General features: G+C 53.3%; 15 protein-coding genes and 1 pseudogene. 11 read left to right on the forward strand and 5 right to left on the reverse strand.

Translation table 11 applies throughout. The features are described 5' to 3' along the window. Positions 1-420 precede the first annotated feature (420 nt). Positions 421-1,320: a GIY-YIG nuclease family protein gene (locus ACTOVJ_RS06520; protein ID WP_449504340.1), complete on the forward strand. Its 900-nt coding sequence runs from the start codon at positions 421-423 to the stop codon at positions 1,318-1,320. 215 nt (positions 1,321-1,535) lie between these two features. Here the strand turns inward: ACTOVJ_RS06520 and ACTOVJ_RS06525 are convergent, their stop codons facing one another. The 4 genes and pseudogenes from ACTOVJ_RS06525 to ACTOVJ_RS06540 all read right to left on the reverse strand — a co-directional run bounded on the left by ACTOVJ_RS06525 (position 1,536) and on the right by ACTOVJ_RS06540 (position 5,529). Next, positions 1,536-1,754, reverse strand: coding sequence for a DUF2283 domain-containing protein (locus ACTOVJ_RS06525; RefSeq protein ID WP_449504339.1), 219 nt, complete (start codon positions 1,752-1,754; stop codon positions 1,536-1,538). Next, on the reverse strand, positions 1,751-2,338 hold the full coding sequence (locus ACTOVJ_RS06530; protein ID WP_449504338.1) for a DUF4258 domain-containing protein: 588 nt from the start codon (positions 2,336-2,338) through the stop codon (positions 1,751-1,753). Before ACTOVJ_RS06530 ends, ACTOVJ_RS06525 begins: the two co-directional genes overlap by 4 nt. 264 nt (positions 2,339-2,602) lie before the next feature. After that, positions 2,603-3,208: pseudogene (locus ACTOVJ_RS06535) on the reverse strand (terminase TerL endonuclease subunit); the annotation flags it as partial. 233 nt (positions 3,209-3,441) lie between these two features. Further along, the gene (locus ACTOVJ_RS06540) at positions 3,442-5,529 is read right to left on the reverse strand and encodes an exo-alpha-sialidase (protein WP_449504655.1); all 2,088 of its coding nucleotides are present in this window, start codon (positions 5,527-5,529) and stop codon (positions 3,442-3,444) included. Positions 5,530-6,114: 585 nt separating this feature from the next. Between ACTOVJ_RS06540 and ACTOVJ_RS06545 the strand changes: the two genes are divergently transcribed. The 8 genes from ACTOVJ_RS06545 to ACTOVJ_RS06580 all read left to right on the forward strand — a co-directional run bounded on the left by ACTOVJ_RS06545 (position 6,115) and on the right by ACTOVJ_RS06580 (position 15,461). Further along, entirely contained in the window at positions 6,115-7,983 is a 1,869-nt protein-coding gene (locus ACTOVJ_RS06545; protein WP_449504336.1) for an LTA synthase family protein, read from the forward strand. A 229-nt stretch (positions 7,984-8,212) separates the two neighbouring features. Then, entirely contained in the window at positions 8,213-11,620 is a 3,408-nt protein-coding gene (locus tag ACTOVJ_RS06550) for a Na+/H+ antiporter subunit A (protein ID WP_449504656.1), read from the forward strand. Beyond that, on the forward strand, positions 11,617-12,144 hold the full coding sequence (locus tag ACTOVJ_RS06555) for a Na(+)/H(+) antiporter subunit C (RefSeq protein WP_449503505.1): 528 nt from the start codon (positions 11,617-11,619) through the stop codon (positions 12,142-12,144). Before ACTOVJ_RS06550 ends, ACTOVJ_RS06555 begins: the two co-directional genes overlap by 4 nt. Next, positions 12,144-13,697: a Na+/H+ antiporter subunit D gene (locus tag ACTOVJ_RS06560; protein WP_449504334.1), complete on the forward strand. Its 1,554-nt coding sequence runs from the start codon at positions 12,144-12,146 to the stop codon at positions 13,695-13,697. The genes ACTOVJ_RS06555 and ACTOVJ_RS06560 overlap by 1 nt, the downstream gene beginning before the upstream one ends. Then, entirely contained in the window at positions 13,681-14,328 is a 648-nt protein-coding gene (locus ACTOVJ_RS06565) for a Na+/H+ antiporter subunit E (RefSeq protein ID WP_449504333.1), read from the forward strand. The genes ACTOVJ_RS06560 and ACTOVJ_RS06565 overlap by 17 nt, the downstream gene beginning before the upstream one ends. Further along, positions 14,325-14,750 carry an MrpF/PhaF family protein gene (locus ACTOVJ_RS06570; protein WP_449504332.1) on the forward strand — a complete coding sequence of 142 codons (426 nt, stop codon included), beginning with the start codon at positions 14,325-14,327 and terminating at the stop codon, positions 14,748-14,750. Before ACTOVJ_RS06565 ends, ACTOVJ_RS06570 begins: the two co-directional genes overlap by 4 nt. Next, entirely contained in the window at positions 14,750-15,100 is a 351-nt protein-coding gene (gene mnhG / locus ACTOVJ_RS06575; RefSeq protein WP_449501844.1) for a monovalent cation/H(+) antiporter subunit G, read from the forward strand. Before ACTOVJ_RS06570 ends, mnhG begins: the two co-directional genes overlap by 1 nt. A 97-nt stretch (positions 15,101-15,197) precedes the next feature. Further along, a complete protein-coding gene (locus ACTOVJ_RS06580; RefSeq protein ID WP_449501843.1) occupies positions 15,198-15,461 on the forward strand; it encodes a DUF4235 domain-containing protein in 264 nt (87 codons plus the stop codon). A gap of 63 nt (positions 15,462-15,524) precedes the next feature. Here the strand turns inward: ACTOVJ_RS06580 and ACTOVJ_RS06585 are convergent, their stop codons facing one another. Beyond that, positions 15,525-16,829 (reverse strand): DUF4921 family protein, encoded by a 1,305-nt coding sequence (locus ACTOVJ_RS06585; RefSeq protein WP_449501842.1) that lies wholly within the window; start codon positions 16,827-16,829, stop codon positions 15,525-15,527. A 257-nt stretch (positions 16,830-17,086) separates the two neighbouring features. Between ACTOVJ_RS06585 and pyrB the strand changes: the two genes are divergently transcribed. Continuing rightward, positions 17,087-18,163, forward strand: a complete 1,077-nt coding sequence (gene pyrB / locus ACTOVJ_RS06590; RefSeq protein WP_449501841.1) for an aspartate carbamoyltransferase — start codon at positions 17,087-17,089, stop codon at positions 18,161-18,163. 57 nt (positions 18,164-18,220) lie between these two features. Next, positions 18,221-19,471 carry an MFS transporter gene (locus tag ACTOVJ_RS06595; protein WP_449504330.1) on the forward strand — a complete coding sequence of 417 codons (1,251 nt, stop codon included), beginning with the start codon at positions 18,221-18,223 and terminating at the stop codon, positions 19,469-19,471.

Here is a 19,471-nt window from a genome sequence, read left to right on the forward strand (position 1 = left end):
GACCCTTGCTTGAATGATCTGCCAAATCTCATCCACAAGAAACGACACGATGCCGGTGACGATCCATGGGAGATCCTCGATGATCGCCCCCACCAACGCAACAATCAAAGACCGCCATCTTTTCGCTACCTACGGGAGAAACTCGATCATGCCTTCCAACAGTGCGGTCAAAACAGGATCGCTTCAGCGACTTCGGCGGAGACCTCTGCGCTGATGGTTTTAGCCAGTAGTTTGGGTTTGGCGTAGGTTTCCTCGCCCGTATCGGGGCTTCGGTACGCGCGCGTAGTAAAGTTTATCTAAACCAATCGTTGCCATGATGGTGTTCCTTTCGTAGATACATTGGTGACTGTCGTTGTGATGCTGCTTGTATGCAGCGTGCAATACAATGAATGGGACAAGAGATCGGCAGGAGGAAGCAGCGTGGCGGGGCGATCCATTGAATTGTTTTTGGCTGACAGCACTCCCGGAGGGTTGATCACCGCAGAGGTCTCCGGTTGGACCGGGAAAATTATTGCCGCCCCACGGTCGCGATTAAACCAGCTGCTCGCCCGAGAAGAAGCAAGTAACAACGGCGTTTACTTGCTCTTAGGTGATGATCCTGTTTCCATCAATTCCACATGGTGCTATATCGGACGTACCGAGAATTTCACTGAGCGTCTTCGTAATCATCAGGCCAAAAAGTCCCAGTGGGATCGAGTAGTGATTATTTCGAGTCTTCATCATTCATTCAATGAGGGGCACTGGGGATACATGGAAGCCCGCCTAATTAACGCAGCTCGAGCCGCGCAACGATGCTCACTCGATGAAAACAAGAATAATCCGCAAGGGCGTAGATTATCCGAGGCTCAAGAAGCAGCCGTCGAGTCGTTCTATGAACAAGTGAAAATCGTCTTGCCACTTTTGAGCGTCGATATTTTACGCTCAGCAGATCAGCCCGCTGTACAAAGCACTCCCCCATCCGCTCAATCTCCTGTGTTTGGTATTAGTCGCCCAAAGCGAAAGATTGATGCACTGCTTAAAGTCGTCGATGGCGAATACTTCCTGTTAGAAGGATCTACGGTAGCCGCAAAGGTCAACCTTCGAGGTCGAACGGAATCAACGCTGCGCACCGCCAAGAAAATCGCAGCTTCACATCAAAAGCTCATCGATGATGGTTCACTAACCATCGAAGGAGCCTATGCGCGAGTAATTCGAGATCTCCCCTTCTCGTCCCCATCTGCAGCTTCTAACATAGTTCTCGGGACTTCCACCAACGGGCGAACCGAATGGGCCACACCCACTGGACAAACTCTTGGGGACTGGGAAGCGACACAATCCTAGAACAACACCCAGTTCGCTGGCATCTATCACGTAATGCTGAAATCCGGCGTCATCTTCAAATCCGACGTAGCTGCGGCCCGTGATCGTCAGAGATACGGATAGTATCCCCGCGCAACCAATTCAGAAAACCCATCACTGTTCCTTGGCCGGAAAACAAGTAGCAACATCCGACTAGGCATTTTGCTTCTCACAGCAAACGCATAAAGGTAAAGGAGTCACAGATGCTGTGCTTTGTTCAAAACTTCGGCACGCAAACCAGCTGACGCTGCAAGTATTTCGATACCGAGAAGATACCCTTCACTATCAACGTCTATCGTCACTTGAGTCTGCCCATTCGGAGTATCAATAAAAGCTACCTGCTGCGATGCTTCTTCTGGTGCTATCTTGTCACCGAACGTCATATATGCAGCATCAGCTTCTCTGTCATATGTCATATGCATAAGTCTCGCCCTTTTGTAACCGTGATAATGTTTCCAGTTTTGTTGGCTACAACAACTCGAATTCTATTCTTCCCTTTACCTTGAGTGAATACTGATGTCCCTTTCTTGCCCGCAGTCTTCACACCATTCGACACCACTTGTCTAATTAATGCTTGGCTTACGCCCCTTGCGGCAGCTTGAGTTAATGCGTGACGAGTAAAGTGTGCCACGACAGCTAAAGCGGGAATCCAGAAAGGACCAGCAACTACAGGATAAACAGTGGCAGCATCAGTATGGACACGCTGAATTATGCGGTTACCATCAATTATATAGTCAGTGTTAACTTTTGATCCGTTTGCATCAACAGCCCACGGCGCAGTAAAAGGTCCTACAAGATTCTCATTTGGACCCCATGCGGCAATTCCGCCATCTTCCAAATAAGTTAAATGAAAATCTGAATCTACCGAAATTGAGTATTCTTTTGGAGATTTCGCATCAGGAATATGAAATAGAGATCTGAAAGCACCGTCTCCTTCATCGTGTACTTCTACTGAATAGTCGCCTGCTTCACTTAGGCTCGGAGTTTGAAAATCGTTCAACGATTCAATCGGAAAAGTTAACGAGAACTCTGTTTCTGTTGCTGATGGAGCTGTGATAACCCCATCTTGAATCGTGATCTTTGCTTCATCAATATCACTCGTGTCGAGAAAAACATTAGGCTGAGTCTTTACAGCAGCTTCAATATCCGCAGAAACGCTTTGCGATAATTTCTAGTAATCATGAACTGTTCCTTTCGTCATGCCGCAACATTGTGGCGGGTGCGCGACAGGGAATCTGGGTCGCGTTGCCTCTTAGAGACATCATCAGTTTACTAAAATGAATCTCGATACGATAGAGCGTTCCGTAGTGCTAGATAAAAGCAGTCCTCGTTCATCATAAATCGACCCGCTTGGGGTGCCTTGGCCGCATCGGATCGCGCGGTCGAGTGCCATGATGGTGGCGACGACGACGTCGATTTTCTCAGTGGATTTTTGTTTGTCGGGTTTGATGTTGCCGGCAGGGTCGGTACGCACGTGAATGTTGTCAACCATCCACGACAGGACTGGGTGGCCTGCGTGGGCGAGCCTGCCTTCGAGTGCGAGCTTACCCTCCAAGGCGAGTTTCATCAGCTCTTTCGACGGCGGGCTCATGTCCTTAAAACCCTGCCCGAAGGGAACGACGGTGAAACCTAAGGCTTCGAGGTTTTGACTCATGTGGACCGCGCCCCACCGGTCGAACGCAATCTGGCGAATATCAAACCGGGTGCCGAGGTGTTCGATGAACGCTTCAATCGCGCCATAGTGGACAACGTTACCCTCCGTAGTCTGCAGAAAACCTTGCTGGCACCACAGGTCGTAGGGAACGTGATCACGGGCGACGCGGAGTGTGAGGTTGTCGTGCAGTATCCAAAACCACGGCGCAATCACATACGTCTACGCAGTCACTTGATTGTCCAGAGTAATTGCATGTTCTTTTGCTTGAGTAACTATTACCATGGCGTTTGAGATCAGAGGAGTTTCTGCTGAGTTTCTTCGGTGAAAACGCTTTGATATCGATCTGCTCTTCTTGGGTTGCGTTGTCATCGGTCTCGACTAATAAAAAACAGAGTCCGTATCGGAAATTTTTCCGATACGGACTCTGAAACTTCTTCAACTACCTGGCATTACGCCTTCTTACGGCGGATAATAACTGCGCCACCAAGAATCATTGAACTAGCCAATGTAGCCAAGGCAAAGCCCTCAAAACCGGTCTTTGCGAGAGCTTCCTTGGACTCACCCTTAGCAGGCTTCGTCACTTCTGACTTCGGCTGTAGGTCTGGCTTTTCGATTGGCTGGGCTGGAGTCAATGGAACCATCGGAACATCAGCTTTTGGAGTCTTCTTGGCTTCGTTGAGCTGTTTCTTTAGCTCAGCGTTTTCAGCTTCGAGCTGCTTCACCTTGGCTTCGGCTTTAGCCTTAGCCTCTTCTGCAGCCTTCTGATCTGCACGAGCCTTTTCCGCTTCCTGCTTTGCTTTATCAAGTTGCTCTTGCAGCCTGATCTTTTCCGCCTCTAATTGCTTATTTGATTCTTCCAGTTCTCGGTTAGCGTCCTTGAGCTTTACCGTTTCTACGTAAGAAGCAAGTTCAGGGCTTATCCAATTCAGATCGACCTTCTTGTAGTTGATAGTGCTGCTTTCACCTTCGAAGAGAATACCGTACTTACCAGCGCCCAGAGGGGTCATGGTTGAGTACTGCATCTGTCCTTTCTTGAAATATGCTCCATCTTTCCAGGTCTTGCCATCATCTAGGCTGTAGCTAACAACTCCGTCGACTCGACGAGTTGTGTTATTCGCGTGAGACGAGAAGAGAATTTTCGCCAAAGCGGATCCTTGTTCTGCGTCTGGGAATGCCCGCAGAATAGATGCATTATTGCGTGGATCTTTTAGGCGGAGATCGTTTGATGGATCCAGCTCATATGTGACGCCACCGTCCTTGGAAATAGCGTAATGACGCCCTCCAGTAGCCTGCTCGTAAACGCGAGAGCTAAGAAGAACACGCCCATCAGAGAGTTCTACCACCTTATTTTCATCCATCTGGGCACCCGGCTCGCCGCCAATCGGGGTACCGACTTTCCATGTATTACCATGGTCATCAGAGTACAAAGAGGCCGCTTGGTGCTTTCCTTTACCCCAGTTTCCTCCATTGACAACTGTGTACTGTTGGATTAACCGTCCTTTATGGGGGCCATACTTGAGCTGAATCCCCTGGCCAGACGCGGCAAAACGAGCATACTGATCCTGTCCTGCTGAAATTTCTGCAGTGACAAGTTTTGGCTCACTCCACGTATTTCCACGATCTGATGATTTCACGTAGACAGTGTGGATAATGCTTCTGTTACTTGCATCGGAACCAGAAACAGAACCGGCGATTCCCTGGTCAAAACTTTTCACGAAGAAAGCAAAAATAGTTCCTGTTTCTTCATCTACCACGAAAGACGGATCAGAGTATCCAAATTTTTCTTTACCTGTTTGCCCTTGAGCAATAGTCTGAAAATCGCTCCATGTCTCACCATCATTGTCTGAGTACTTCATGATAATGCTGTTTGGATTCGGGGCATCGCCACACCCATTGGGGCGCCCATCCCACGCTGCGATAAGCCGCCCGTTAACCTTTGCTAATGCTGGGATGCGATGGCACTTGTATCCTGCAGCATCGGCAACAGCAAGTTGACTTACCGGGTGAGATTCTTGTAATCCCTGAGTCTCATTCTTACCGAAGACGGGCACTGTTTTAGTTACTGTTAAATTGTCAACAGGCTTACCTTCAACTTGTGCTGTGAAGGTGACAGTGACTTGAGCATTGCCTCGTTCTTGATCTTCACTAGTGACCTTGTATATCGGTTGGCCCGTGTAATTTTGAGCGCCTTGCTGGCATGTGTAGCGCCCACCTTTACTCTTAGCAGGCAAATTCTTCCATCCGCAGCCACTGACATGGCTGACTTTTTCTGAAGAAACGGTCACATCTTGATTTTCTTCAATACTGGACTCAAAACGAATTTTAACCTGAATCTCGTCACCGACTTTGTATTTTCCTTCTGCCGGAGGATTAAGGAAGCTGAGTTGTCCTTGACCATTCTTTCCCACAGCAGTGACAACAGAAGTGGGGGGTATCTGAATTGGGGCTTTGTCACTAGCATGTGCGGGAAGTGATGGCGTCAACAACAGGCCAACAGTTGCCAAACCGGCGATAAATGTCGAGGTAAATTTCCTCATTTTCTCTCCTAGAGTGTCGGACATCAGTGTCTCACCGGTATTGTAAGAAAAATATTTGTCCGACATCTAACAAATAAAAATGTAAAAATATTTGTATTTTTTCAGAATTTTTATAGCTTTTTCTCACAACCGTATGCTTTTGGGGCGAGCTCCGATCGCAGTAAGCGACACCTGCAAGAAGTAGAGGCTTAACAGAACATCACATCCAAACAAAGGCGATCTAAGACGATACTCGCCAAGATCTGAAATCTCTGCAGTGTTAGCTCTCCTCAGTATGTTAAATAACGGAAGAAACATAAAAAAGAAATGACACCGTCGTCGCTACTAGAGAAGCCTCATGGAGCAATATCTGGATTTGCAACTGAATTGTGGCTGACCTCAACACGAAAAATAAACGTCCCCAACGCAGCCCGCGCTTCACTGTCTGCGATACCAGAATCAGATCTTGAGACCCTTACCGTCGGCAATAAAATCAGTCCAACTTTCAAGGAACTAGTTCACTGCTGATTGTTGACCAAATATCAATGGCAATTGTCATACTGGGAACGGAGTTTTTATCCGAGAACATCGATACGATTAATTCTTGTGATTGTTGCCATTCAAATATTCTCTATTGTGGGTCTCATTGTCGGCGCAGTGTCGTTGTTTGGTCGCGCAAGCACCACGGTGACCAGGGGAGCTGCCGTCGCGAGGGGACTCAGTGCGGGGATTATCGCAAACGCGCTCACTTTCCTCGGCGCAACTTTTATCCCTGACGGGGTCTTCGTCTACGGCACCCCACACACTGTGATGTTTTCCCTGCTTTATGGTGCCGTGGTAATTGCAGCGGGTGGCGCCATCCTCGTGGCCATGAATTACGCGTTCCACAATTGGCTGCGCGCGAAACCCGCCGCATGGCGAGCTCGCAATATTTTCCCCATTATTATTGGCGCGGTTATCGGCGCGCTTGTTGCACTGTTCTTCTTTGTCCCCAAAGCTATCGCCGATTCCGTTGACAACGTTACTGCTGCTCAATTGACCTTCATTTTCACGCAAGGGAATGGTCAAACTACAGGTGAACGCGCCCTTGAGTTTTCGAACTGGATGGTTGCTCCCGTAGTCTGGTTTGCGCTCATGGGTGCATGTATAGGGCTGATCCGTAGCGATTTCGTTACGCGCCCTAGATATATTCAAGCGCCGAGCATTTCCGAAACGCTGACGTCGAACCGTTTCCGTTACGTACGTGCCGTGGCTATGTCGACAATGCTTGCACTCCTGGCGGGCTCAATCACATACGCATTCCAGGTTCTTCCTCTTGGCGATGTTCTTCGCCAACGTTTCCTGCCATCAACCTACATTGCCGAACATTTCGTGGAAGCGACGAATAGCAAAGTCACCTTCCCTCAGAAGAAACGTAACCTCATCCACATCTACATGGAGTCCATCGAAAACTCCTTCTACTCGCGAGATATGGGCGGCTATCTCGACCACAACATCATGCCGCATTTGGCTGAATTGACGAAGCGTGGTGTGCAGTTTTCCAACACTGATCACTATGGTGGTCCACAGCAAATGTATGCGACAGGACACTCTGTGGCCGCGATGGTAGCGATGTGGGCAGGAACCCCAATGCTCGCTTCCGGAGCGGGCAACGGTTCACAGATGTCCTTCCCCGACTTCCGGTCGATTGGCGATTTCCTTCACGAGGACGGCTACACCACGGATTTCATGCTTGGATCAGATTCCCGGTGGGCAGGCTTAGGTGATTATTACCGCCGCCATGGAAATTTCACTGTGCATGACATCAACACTTTTAAAGCTGAAGGCCGTATCCCACCTGATTACCACGTATGGTGGGGTGTCGAAGATGACAAGGTCTATGAATATGCCAAAGAACTCATGACCAAGCGTGCGAGCGAGGACAAACCCTTCTATTTCATCCTCGAAAATGCTGATACGCATTTCCCAGATGGCTACCTTTCTCCGAAGATGAAGGAACGCCCCTTTAAAACGCAGTACGAAAATGTGATCTATTATTCTCAGGAGCAGACAGTCAAACTTGTTGAATGGATTCAATCGCAACCGTGGGCGCAAGACACGACGATCGTGATCACGGGTGATCACCGCTCAATGGACAAGAATTTCTTCAAAACATGGGACAAGGACTATAACCGCACAGTGGTGAATGTGATCCTCAATCCCGTGCAAGGCACGAATCTTCCACCATCGATTACGCAGAATCGTCTTTACGGATCCTACGATTTCTACCCCACAATTTTGGCTGCAATTGGTGCACGCATCGAGGGTGAACGACTTGGATTGGGAACGAATCTTTTCTCTGGAGTGCCGACCTTGCTCGAAAAAGACGGAGTTGCTCACTTGAATGAGGAGTTTGCAAAACGTTCGAATTTTTACGATTCGCATCGCGAAACCGTAGCGGCAACGCCCGATAGACGTCAGGATGACAAGCTCTAGAATCCAGCGCCGATGCCGCCGATGCCGCCGATTCGGTAGCGTCGGCATGTTCGCTTGCGGCGTTAGCCCGAATGCATCATGGAGGAAATGGCGATTTCTCGCTAGAATCTACGTGTCGACACTGGAGTGCCGTGCCGAGTGTGCTGAGTGGAATTCTGCTCGGATTATCCTTTGACCCGACATTCTTCGGGGCCCTGGTGCTGATGCAATCGTTCGCACCAGGAGGATTATGCTTTTCGTTCTCGCGATCTTCGCACTCGCGGCTCTCGTCGCTCCAGCCATGATGCGATGGGGGCGGCTCGGGTTTTCTGCTCTTGCTCTCGTGCCTGCCGGTGCTTTCGTCTATCTCCTCACTCGCGGCCCAGAAGTCTTTGCTGCTGCACGCGGTTCACTTCCGCAATCGCGCCTCATTCCGTGGCCACATCCTCTTGTCGACGTCGGCGATCAGTTTGCTACGGCTCAGACCACATCTGCCCATACAAGCGTGACGACGTCGGTATTTCCTCTTGAAAACTGGGCGTGGGCACCGCAAGTCCACCTCGAACTGACGTTTCGACTTGACGTGCTGTCATGGGTGATGGCGCTGATTGTGACCGGTGTGGGCGCACTTGTTCTGGTGTACTCGAGCAGATATTTTTCCTCGTCGGCGAGTGGACTTGGACGCTTCGCCGGTGTCTTTACCGCCTTCGCGGGTGCCATGCTTGGCCTAGTGACCACTGATAACACCCTTGCGCTGTACATGTTTTGGGAACTGACTACGGTTTTCTCTTTTCTCCTTATCGGTCACAGTTTCACAAAATCTGCCTCTCGTCGTGCCGCAATGGCTGCTCTGACTGTGACCACTGCGGGAGGCCTTGCGATGCTCGCAGGGATCGTGATTCTTGGCCAGATTCCTGGTGGTTCCTACCGGCTCTCTGAGCTGGTAGCCGCAGCTCAGAACGGGACTGTCGGACAGGCGGCTCTCGCCGTAGAGTCTGCGTCGCCCCTGCTCGTAGGCGTTGCTGTTGGTCTTATGCTGATTGGTGCTGCAAGTAAGTCGGCTCTTGTGCCGTTCCATTTTTGGTTGCCCGCCGCGATGGCTGCGCCCACGCCGGTCTCGGCGTATCTGCATTCCTCAGCGATGGTCAAGGCCGGGGTGTACCTGGTGGCACGTCTCGCACCAGGATTTTCGAATTTTGGTGTGTGGACATGGATTGTTATTCCGCTGGGAATCGGAACATTGCTTGTGGGTGGCTATCGTGCCCTCAAACAATATGACCTCAAACTTGTCCTGGCCTTCGGAACTGTCTCGCAGCTCGGCTTGATCACCCTCATGGTGGGATTCGGAAACGAAGCCTTGATGCTTGCTGGCCTTGCAATGCTCATAGCACACTCACTGTTCAAGGCAGCACTTTTTCTCTCGGTGGGCCAGGTGGATTGGGCAACTGGCACTCGCGATTTACGCGAGCTTTCCGGCGTCGGGAAAGCCATGCTGCCGACGGCGGTGGCTGCGGCGCTTGCCTGCGCTTCGATGGCTGGTCTGCCGGGTTTTGCTGGGTTTGTCGCGAAAGAAGCCGCGCTGACCGCTCTGGTTGGTGGTGGCGCACTCGAAATAACGGCATGGGTATCGATAGCCCTCGGTTCGGCTCTCACCGTGGCTTACACTGCGCGTTATTGGTTCGGAGCTTTCACGAGTTGGGGCATCTACGCCGATACTGGTAACACGGCTGAGGATCGGCACAGTCTCCCTATGGTGAAGACCTCCGTTCGTCCAACGAATGCGATGATGACAGTACCGATTCTTGTGTTGGCGTTCGCCTCGCTAATACTCGGATGGAGTGGTGGCATTCTCGACCATGTGCTTGCACCCTATGCGCTAGGAAGTTTTAGTCCAGGTGGAGTTGCTGGCTATGCGCACACCGGTGGTCAGAGCGTCTTCGGTGAGCAGACACCTCATCTCACCTCTGCCATCCATCTGGGACTTCCCCTTCTGATCTCTGCTGTCATCTGGGGAACTGGTGGCGCAATCTTTGTGTGGAGTTCGAGATTTGAAAAAGTGACCCGTAAATGGGAATTTCCGCTTTCTGCCCACCGGGTATATGCCAGTACCATCCATGGGCTTGAGAATGCATCTGGCGTTACCACCGCCCTGACCCAACGCGGGTCGCTTCCTGCATATTTAACGACGATCCTTGTCTTCATGTTGGTGGCGTCAACGAGTGCACTCATTGCCGTCGGGCCGAATACCTGGGCGAGTGTGCGTGCATGGGATTCGCTGGCTCAAGCCAGCGTGGTTGTGCTCACTGCGCTTGCTGCGCTCCTCGGTGCCCGTGCTCGACACCGGATGAAAGCCGTGCTTCTACTGGGAACGGCAGGATACGGCGTCGCATTGATCTACGAGCTTTACGGCGCACCGGATCTTGCGCTGACGCAGGTGCTTGTGGAGACCATGAGCCTCGTCGTCTTTGTTCTGGTCTTACGGCGTTTGCCCGCATATTTTTCGAACCGTCCACTCCCTGTGACTCGGTGGTGGAGAGTTGGTTTAGGAACGCTGGCAGGGGGTACGGTGGCAGTGATTGGTGCACTCGCAGCCGGGGTGCGCGTTGCCGATCCGATTTCGCATGACTTCCATGATCTCGCATATCGCCATGGCTATGGAAAGAACATCGTGAATGTGACCTTGGTGGATATCCGTGCGTGGGACACGATGGGTGAGCTTTCAGTGCTCATTGCATGTGCCATTGGCGTATCGTCGTTGCTCTTCATCCGTGATCGTATTGGTCGCGTGGATCGGCTGCGTAACGTGGCAATCCCTGTAGAGGTTCGCGAACGCTCCGGTTTCCGTCGTGAAGTGAATTTTTGTGATGCTCGTAGTCAGGATATTCAACCTTTGCATTCGCCACGTTCGCGAATGTTTTGGGACAAGAGGGGATTGCAGACGACCGATACTCCACGTGGACAGACCGCATCGGTGACGCCGTCGGCACACGTGCGCAAATCTCGCGCAACCTCACAACTATGGCTTGTGGGGACTGAAGCACTGAGGAGATCGTCACGAAGCGTAATCTTAGAAATCGGTACGCGTTCGGTTTACCACGCAATGCTGGTGGTGTCGGTATTTTTCCTCTTCTCGGGGCATAATCAGCCAGGTGGTGGTTTTGCCGGCGGCCTGCTCGCAGGAATTGCCCTCACGATTCGTTACCTTGCTGGTGGACGCTACGAACTTGGTGCCGCTGTGCCGCTTCATCCTGGTCACCTCATGGGGGCGGGCATGAGTATTGCGGCAGTTGCGGCTTTGGCGCCGGTGGCGTTAGGTGGAACTATCCTACAAACTGCGAAGCTTGACTTTGTCCTTCCTGCGTTCGGCCACGTTCATTTGGCGACGGCGATTTTCTTCGATATCGGAGTGTATTTCGTGGTGTTTGGACTGGTTTTGGATATTTTGCGTTCTTTAGGGGCCGAGATCGACCGGCACGGCGAACTTGAGGGGATCTCCGACGACGACGCCGTCTCGCTGACCCCAGCAGCAGATTCGCGCCTGGAACGCTTCGACGCAGCGGCGAGCGCACGGGGGATTAATGTGTCACATGACAAGGATTCGCATGACCACGTTGGCATTGACCCCGCTGTTGTACACCAGAAGGGAGGCCAGGAATGAGCGTGTCACTTGTTTTGGTGTTCCTCGCTGCTGTGCTTGTTGGAGTGGGGGTCTATCTTGTTCTTGAACGGTCACTGACGCGCATCATTTTGGGTCTGACTTCGATCACCAACGGTGTCAATATCCTCTTTTTGATTGCAGGTGGCCCTTCAGGGGAACCGCCTCTTGTGGGTGTTGTTCCAGCTGAGAGAATGGCAGACCCTCTCGTACAAGCGATGATGCTCACTGCCATCGTTATTTCATTGGGCTCAGCAGCATTTCTCTTGGCTCTGGCATACCGGAGTTGGCAGCTCACCGGCAATGACGAAGTGCAAGATGACCCTGAAGATCGCCGTGTGTCCCGAATGACCGAGCGCGCAAAAATGGCTGCTCGCGCAGACGCTGAAGCCAGTGTGGAGGAGGACGCTTCCCAGACGCACGACGAAACAGAAGGTGATCTCGATGCCGACGGAGCCGTCGGTGTGTCGGGTAGCTCACGTGCAACATGCCGACCCGACCATACCAACAGCAAGGGAGGTGCGTGATGACGTGGAATTTTTTGATTGCTCTTCCCGTCGTGCTTCCACTTCTTGGCGCAGGAGTATCATTGCTCAGCGGAAAAGCTCGGCGTCATCAGGCGTGGGTGTCGGGCACAGTCCTTACTGCAGTTCTTCTCGTTGCAATCGCATTGGTTGTGATGGCGGCAGATGGTCCGGTTGTGCTGAACATCGGGCAGTGGGCTGCACCCGTTGGGATCGTGCTTGTCGCCGACGGCTTGAGCTCACTCATGCTCCTGACATCAGTGACAGTGACCTTAGTTGTCCTGATTTATTCACTTGCGCAAGGTGCTGCCGATGGTGAAACAGCAGCCCCGATCGCCGTCTACCACCCCGCATTCTTGATACTTTCGGCAGGCGTGTCTAACGCATTCTTGTCGGGGGATTTGTTCAACATTTATGTGGGCTTCGAGATTTTGCTGTGTGCCTCATTCGTGTTGATCACTCTGGGTGGAACGCGTGATCGTGTCCGCTCGGGAACCGTCTACGTGGTGGTGTCGTTGATATCGTCTGTGGTTTTTCTGGTGGCAATCGCACTGGTTTATGCAGCGGTTGGAACTATCAACCTTGCGCAGGTGGCATTGAGAATCGCGGATATTGATCCCGCGCTCGCGACAGTGATTCAGGTGATGTTACTTGTTGGTTTTGGGATCAAAGCGGCAGTTTTTCCGCTTGGCGCCTGGCTCCCTGATTCGTACCCGACTGCACCGGCTCCAGTGACTGCGGTATTCGCCGGACTGTTAACCAAAGTCGGTGTCTATGGAATGATCCGCACCCAAACATTGCTTTTTCCTGGACCACAGCTCGACCATATCCTGGGTGTCTTTGCCATCGTGACGATGGTGATCGGAATCCTCGGCGCTGTTGCCCAGCAAGACGTCAAGCGTCTATTGTCATTCACGCTCGTTTCTCACATCGGATATATGCTCTGGGGTATTTCCACCTCCTCACCGAGCGGTATTGGAGCGACGATTTATTACGCGATTCACCACATTACGGTGCAAACTGCCCTTTTCCTCGTCGTTGGCCTTGTCGAACGGCGCGGCGGCAGCACCAATTTGGCGAAGCTCGGCTCGCTGCTCAAACTGGCCCCCGGAATTGCCGTACTTTATCTCATTCCTGCATTGAATCTGGCCGGTATCCCGCCGCTATCGGGATTTTTCGGCAAAGTTGGGCTGATCGGGGCAAGTGCTGACCGCGGTTGGGGAATCGACTGGGTGTTGATTGCGGCAGGGTTGGTCACCTCGTTGCTCACGCTTTACGCTGTGACGCGTGCGTGGAATATGACGTTCTGGCAAGACGCGCCAGAGCAACTCGAAACGAAGCCTATTCCGCCGCTGATGACTGTAGCAGCTGGGGGATTGGTGGTTGTCTCGATTGGTCTGTCGCTCGCAGCTGGGCCAATCAATGGTTACGCCGATGCTACTGCAGGCAGACTCTTTGCCAGGTCGCCCTATATTGTGGCTGTTTTACCGGATCGTGGGATTGGTGCAGGCCAGTACGCGCCACAGTCAGGGGGTAGTGATGAGCAAAGCAAGTGACGCAATTCGATATGCCACGCGTCGTCCTGGACGATTCCCGCACGCTTCGATGGGACTACTCGTTGGGTTGACTGCAGTGTGGGTCTTCCTCTGGGGCGATCCATCGACAGGCAATGTCGTGGCTGGCTTCATTGTGGCGTTACTCGTGACCACTGCGACTCCGTTTCCCACCGCTCACTTTGATGGCCGTTTCCGCCCGCTCGGTGTGGTGATTCTGGTGTGCTCAGTACTGCGCGACATCGTGGTGTCATCGTTGCAGCTGGCGTGGTTTATTTTGCAAGGAAAACGTCCCCAAAGTGCGGTGATCCGTGTCCAGTTGCGTAGTCAATCTGACGTGCGGATGGCGATGGTCGCTGGGCTGACGGCGATCGTTCCTGGTTCGGTCGTTATCGACACCCACGCACCGACGTCGATGCTCTATGTCCATGTCTTCGACGTCGGCCAAGCTGGAGGCATTGAGGGCGTGCATCGTAGTGTCCTCCTGGTAGAGGAACATGTGATGCGCGCTTTCGCTTCGCACAACGAACTATTAGCAGCCGGTTTTGTGCCAGGGGCGCGAACAACCGCTGGACGCTTGCCGACGCCGTTCGCGCCGCCGACTGACGATATGGCAGTGGAGAAGATGAAATGACCTACGTTCTTATTCTCTGTGGGGCAATGTTGGCTGTGGCTGCAGTTCCTGTTTTGTTCCGGATTACGCGTGGCCCATCAACTCTTGACCGCGCTGTTGCCGTCGACATGCTGACCTCTGTTCTCATTGGGGCTATCGCCGTCACCGCGGCATTTACTCGCCGAGCAGATCTCATGCCGCTTCTCGTGGTGCTCGCAGTGGTGGGGTTCATCGGATCCACTGCGTTAGCACGCTTCACCAAAAAAACCAGTGATCAGGAGCGCCGTGTGCTCACAGCGGCAGAAGTCGCAGCCGCGGATGCTGAATTCCTCGCGCACAATTCCGACGACGATGCGCCAATGCACGATGTCGATGCACCGTTGGTGGAGAGCGATGGGCAAAACGCCGATTCTGCGTCACAGGATGCAAGGGAGGAAAGCTGATGATGGACGAGATTATGAATATTGTGGGCGTCGGTGCGATTACGGCAGGTGCGATTTTGACCCTGATCGCTGCGCTTGGGGTGTGGCGGTATGACGATCTCCTCGCTCGGCAACACGTCGCAACAAAACCGCAGGTTCTGTCATTGCTTCTGTATTTTGTGGGGATTGCACTTGTGGTTCGCTCTTCCCAGATTACCTGGACGATGCTGTTGGTGATTGTCTTTCAGCTGGTAACGGCTCCAATCTCTGCGCATGTTCTTGCGCGAGCCGCGTATCGAACAGGGCGTGTGAGGCGTGAAGAGTATGTCATTGACGAGTTGGCTGAGGACTATGAAATGAGCCAGCGATAACTTTCCTCATGCGACACAAACTATGCGTATCGCGAATCGTACGCCATGCTCTATTCACTCGCGATACGATGGGCGCTAGGGATGTCAAGGAGGAACAATGAATCTTGGATGGAAACTGATTTCGCTTGCGACGGGTGCTGCTGCGGGTTTCGTGGCTCAGAAAGTCACCGACGTCATTTGGGAAAAGGGCTTGGGCAAGCAAAAGCCAGCCGGTGATGACTCAGATCTGGAGAAGTCAACCTCGCAGATCGTGATGTTTGCGGTGGTAACAGCGGCAGTGAATGCGGCCGTCACGGAAGTGGTTCGCCGCAAAACTCAGAAGTGGTATGCAGGGCGCCAGGACGCCACACTGGAAGCCTGAGCGGGCATAGCAGTAAAAAATCTCGCCGGCGTCGGCAAACATCTCCCGACGCCGGCGATATTTTTATCTTTGAAGGAAACGGTTGTATTTGAGACAGTTGCGTTCAATCTGGCACTCAGTGGCAATGTTGATGTTTGACGCGATTGCTCCCTCAGCTCGAAGTTCGAGTAGACGAGGAACCACGCGGTCGCGCAACGTCCAGGGGTCGATCGTGTTGACGTAGATCTTCGTGCCGCCTTCGAAACCGGCAAGTGTGGAAACACGCCATTTGATCAGGATTCTCCAGGGAATATCCACATCTGAATCGATCGGCTTGGCGAACCATTCCTCATTGCACGGCACGTCAGGGCCGGTCGCCGCGTGCATTGCTTGAACCAAATCTGACACTCCGCGAAGTTCTGCAGGCGAATGCTCCCATGGCTGGCATGAAGCCGATTTTGACCAAATCTCTAGCGTGGGATAACGGTGCCCGAAACCGGCGATAGCCACCGCGTAGTCGTTTTCAGCGATCGTGAGGTTCTGGTATCCGGCGTAGTCCACACCCCATTCGTTGTAGTAGTTGGGGTTTTCGCGGGTGCGTTCGATTTCGTACGCCTGGTTGGGGGTGCGCTGGTCGATTGCCACGAGTTGCTTGTGCAGGTGATCGAGCGAGGCTCCGGCTTGCTTCATCCAGTTTTGGAAGACCTGGACGTAACGTACGTAGCGGTTGCGGTACAGATCGCGCATTGCGCTCGTCGTGAGCCTGAAGTAAGCCTCATGTTCTTCCGGGGTCAGTGTTCCCGACGAAGCGAGCTGGGAGGTGTCTTTCGCGCCCTTAACGAAATGACGTCGAGCCAGAATGAGATCGTGGCCCCCGCCGAAAAGGGAGAGAGCGGCGTCGTGAAGCTCTGCTTCAGTTTTCGCATCAAAATTGTCATCTTTGAATTTGGCGCGCAGAACCCCAGTGACATGCGCGCGGCCTGCAGGGTCAGCGAGGTAGGACTCCATCCACGACTGAGTATCGTGCGGAAGTTGGTAGCCATAGTTTTTCGCCCAATAGTCGAACGTCAGAATTTCGTAGAGGTTTGCCACTCTGCGGAACTGCCACTCTTGGCTGAGGGCATCCACCCCGGCGTGTTGAATAATCTCCTGTGATCCGGGAACGATCCTCGATTTTTCTGGTGGGGTATCGAGTACTCGCTGTTTGCAAAAAATACAGTAGTGCCCTAGCTCATCGGGGTTGATCGGCTCTGGATTTTCTACTGGATGTGCAATGGGGCGGTTTGCGCGTCCTGGTACCGTCCAAACTTCGGTTCCGGAAAAAGGGTTGATCTGTTTGATCGTGCCGTCCGCCATGCGCCGCAGAGGCTCAGTCATATGTGTGGCCATGGGTGACATTTTAGTACGCATACGCAGACGTTCATGGGAAGAGGATATGGGGATCCTGGAAACTTTGAGGGTAAAGATGCAGTGGAATAGTCCAAGAGAACTATCCGTTGGGCCACCAGTTCGGTACCGTCAGAGATAATGGGACACAGGGTAAACGTCAAGAAAAACCTGACTCACTTCAATCCCGGTACCTTGTGTAGAGGTTTTTCCTTTGTTAGAGTCACGCGTGTTACACGCACATCACGGGGGAGGAACCGATGCGTTCGATTATCGACATCGCAGATTTCACGCTGGAGGAAATCCGCCAACTCATCGCAACGGGCGAAGAAATCGCGGCGAATCCGGCAGCCTGGGCGGATCGCGCTCGCGGCAAGCTCTTGGCGACACTCTTCTTCGAACCCTCCACTCGCACCCGCCTGAGCTTCGAAGCTGCGATGGCTCGGCTGGGTGGCGCAACGATTTCTGTCGCCGACGGAGGATCCTCCGGTGCAGCTAAAGGTGAGACAGTTGCCGACACGGCCCGCGTCGTCGGCGAATACGCTGATCTGCTCACCATCCGCCACCCAGCCGACGGCAGTGCCCTCGTCGCTGCTGAAGCGGCAACTGTGCCGGTGGTCAACTCTGGCGACGGCGGACACTTCCACCCCACGCAAACGTTGACCGAGTTGCTGACGATTCACCGAGAGTTTGGACGTTTCGGCCACCTCACGGTGGCATTCGCCGGTGACCTCCACTATTCGCGAACTGTCCACTCACTGATCTCCGCGCTTTCGCGTTTCGAAGGTAACCGCATTGTTGCCGTGAGTCCTCCGGAGCTTGCGCTTGGTGAGCGCACCGTGCGTCACCTGCGTGCGAACGGCACCGAAGTGATCGAGGTGTCTTCGCTGGCTGAAGCAGTGTCGCAGGCGGATGTTTTATACATGACGCGCATCCAAAAAGAGCGTTTCGGTGATCCGGTCATGTATGAGCGTTTGAAGGAAGTGTTTGTGCTCGACGCCGATGTGATGCGTTATGCCCGCCCGGACATGATCGTGATGCACCCCCTGCCACGTGTGAATGAAATTGCCATGGATGTGGATTCTGATCCGCGTGCTCGCTACTTCGGGCAGACCCGGGATGGCATGTTGATTCGTATGGCGTTGATTGATTTTCTTCTTCGCGACGCCGAGGCGCGCCCGGAAGCGGAGGTGCGCCCGGAGCGTATCCGCGAACAGGCTCCTGCGGGGGACTGTCCGAACCCCAGGTGTGTCAGCCGATCTGACCGAAGTGCTGTTCCGTTTGCTTATGCATCGCCTGAAGGACCTCGTTGCGGTTTCTGTGACACAAGGTTGTGACAAGGACTGGCTGTGTCTCAGGTGTCGTCTATGGGGACACCTGAGATAATAGCCACCATGCCGAAAACAAAAATGCCTCGTGAAATTTGGGTGCTCGTCGTCTCTGCAGTGATTGTGTCACTCGGGTTCGGAATCGTGGCTCCCGTGCTCACGATTTTTGCTTCGACGCTCGGGGCTACCACCTTTCAAGCGGGCATTGTCGTTAGCGCATTTGCTTTGACACGGCTTGTCTTCGCGCCAGTTTCTGGCCGTATGACCACGAGGTTCGGCGAACGCGCGATGTACATGCTTGGCATCGGTTTAGTGGGTGTCTCGTCTGTCGCTGCAGGTCTAGCAAATGACTACTCCCATTTGGTTCTTTATCGCGGCCTGGGTGGAGTAGGCTCAGTGATTTTTTCCGTTGCGGCGATGAGCTTAATTTTCCGTGTAGCTCCAGCTGGCGCTCGCGGCCGCGCGAGCGCGCTCTACGGTGCTGGGTGGCTGGTGGGCAATATCGGCGGTCCAGCAATCGGAGCGTTTATCACGCCCCTTGGCTACCGTGCTCCGTTCTTTATCTATGCGGGTTCGCTGTTCGTCGCGATGTTGCTTGTCGGCGTGCTTATTCGTCCCGACGCGGGTGTGAGCGTTGCTCCTGTGGGACGGCGGGCGCTCGCGCAAGATGCGAGTGCCCGGGTGAAACGTGCAGCAGCTCAGGTGAGATCAGGAGTCGATCGTTCTCCCATGAGTGTGCGCGAGGCGTGGGAAGATCACAGGTTCCGTGCGGTTCTCGTCAGCTCTTTTGCTGAAGGTTGGGCCGACTTCGGTGTGCGAGTCTCGCTCGTTCCTCTCCTTGCTGCAGCGGTTGCGACACAACAATGGGTGGCCGGAGGCATCATGACGGCGTTCGCAGCAGGTAACGCAATCGCTTTGATCCGAGCTGGTGCGTGGAGCGATTTTTATGGGCGGCGGCCATTACTTGTCCTCGGTTTGGCGATCTCAGGAATTTTCACCTTTGGATTCGGCTGGATGAGCAGCATCTGGTTCTTGATCGTCGCCTCATTCGTCGCGGGAATCGGCGCAGGTTTCGTGATGCCGTCCCAGCAAGGAGCCGTGGCCGATGTGGTCGGGGCGAGGCAAGGTTCTCGTGTGTTTTCAGCCTTCCAACAGGCGGGTGATTTCGGGCAGATTCTCGGGCCAGTGGTTGCCGGCTGGATCGCCGACGTCGCTGGTTTCGGTGTGGCATTCGCGCTCACTGGCGTCATGCTTCTGACTTCAGCCTTGGTGTGGTTTGTGACGCGCGAGGAACGAGCCAACTGTGAGCGCGATTAA

The organism is Arcanobacterium sp. (ex Cirak et al. 2026) (assembly GCF_053585065.1).

Excerpts from the sequence above, each read along its gene's own strand:
- ACTOVJ_RS06550 (WP_449504656.1), top strand. The coding sequence starts at position 8,213 with ATGCTTTTCGTTCTCGCGATCTTCGCACTCGCGGCTCTCGTCGCTCCA.
- ACTOVJ_RS06560 (WP_449504334.1), top strand. The coding sequence starts at position 12,144 with ATGACGTGGAATTTTTTGATTGCTCTTCCCGTCGTGCTTCCACTTCTT.
- ACTOVJ_RS06555 (WP_449503505.1), top strand. The coding sequence starts at position 11,617 with ATGAGCGTGTCACTTGTTTTGGTGTTCCTCGCTGCTGTGCTTGTTGGA.
- ACTOVJ_RS06585 (WP_449501842.1), bottom strand. The coding sequence starts at position 16,829 with ATGGCCACACATATGACTGAGCCTCTGCGGCGCATGGCGGACGGCACG.
- pyrB (WP_449501841.1), top strand. The coding sequence starts at position 17,087 with ATGCGTTCGATTATCGACATCGCAGATTTCACGCTGGAGGAAATCCGC.
- ACTOVJ_RS06565 (WP_449504333.1), top strand. The coding sequence starts at position 13,681 with ATGAGCAAAGCAAGTGACGCAATTCGATATGCCACGCGTCGTCCTGGA.
- mnhG (WP_449501844.1), top strand. The coding sequence starts at position 14,750 with ATGATGGACGAGATTATGAATATTGTGGGCGTCGGTGCGATTACGGCA.
- ACTOVJ_RS06525 (WP_449504339.1), bottom strand. The coding sequence starts at position 1,754 with ATGACATATGACAGAGAAGCTGATGCTGCATATATGACGTTCGGTGAC.
- ACTOVJ_RS06570 (WP_449504332.1), top strand. The coding sequence starts at position 14,325 with ATGACCTACGTTCTTATTCTCTGTGGGGCAATGTTGGCTGTGGCTGCA.
- ACTOVJ_RS06580 (WP_449501843.1), top strand. The coding sequence starts at position 15,198 with ATGAATCTTGGATGGAAACTGATTTCGCTTGCGACGGGTGCTGCTGCG.
- ACTOVJ_RS06595 (WP_449504330.1), top strand. The coding sequence starts at position 18,221 with ATGCCGAAAACAAAAATGCCTCGTGAAATTTGGGTGCTCGTCGTCTCT.
- ACTOVJ_RS06540 (WP_449504655.1), bottom strand. The coding sequence starts at position 5,529 with ATGAGGAAATTTACCTCGACATTTATCGCCGGTTTGGCAACTGTTGGC.